The following is a 547-nucleotide window of genomic DNA, read 5'->3' as shown; positions in this document are numbered from 1 at the left end:
GAACGATTACACTACAAAGGTGAGATTGAGGCTGCGAAAGGCCTGATCCTGTCACACCTAAGATTCGTTGTTCACGTTGCTCGAGGTTACTCAGGCTACGGTTTGCCAATGGCAGATCTAGTGCAAGAGGGCAATATCGGTCTAATGAAAGCCGTTAAACGTTTTAACCCAGAAGTGGGCGTACGTTTGGTGTCTTTTGCTGTTCACTGGATCAAAGCAGAGATCCATGAGTACGTACTACGTAACTGGCGTATCGTTAAAATTGCAACAACTAAAGCGCAGCGTAAATTGTTCTTCAATCTACGCAAATCGAAAAAACGCTTAGGTTGGTTTAACAATGGCGAAGTCGAAACCGTAGCTCGTGAGTTGGGCGTAGAACCTTCCGAAGTTCGCGAGATGGAATCACGTCTTGCGGCGGTCGATTCAACGTTCGATATGCCAACTGACGATGATGACAGTGCGACTAGCTCATACACTGCACCGATGCTGTACCTAGAAGACAAATCGTCGGACGTGGCTGACAACATCGAAGCTGCAAACTGGGAAA

1 protein-coding gene is annotated in these 547 nt (G+C 47.2%); it reads left to right on the top strand.

Annotated features, from left to right (window positions below; all coding sequences use genetic code 11):
- A partial coding sequence (locus tag R7Z77_RS27790) for an RNA polymerase factor sigma-32 (protein WP_318137364.1) occupies window positions 1–547 on the top strand: 547 nt, incomplete at both ends.

It is taken from the genome of Vibrio sp. 1401 (genome assembly GCF_033340295.1).
This window is presented reverse-complemented; position numbering and strand designations above follow the sequence as displayed.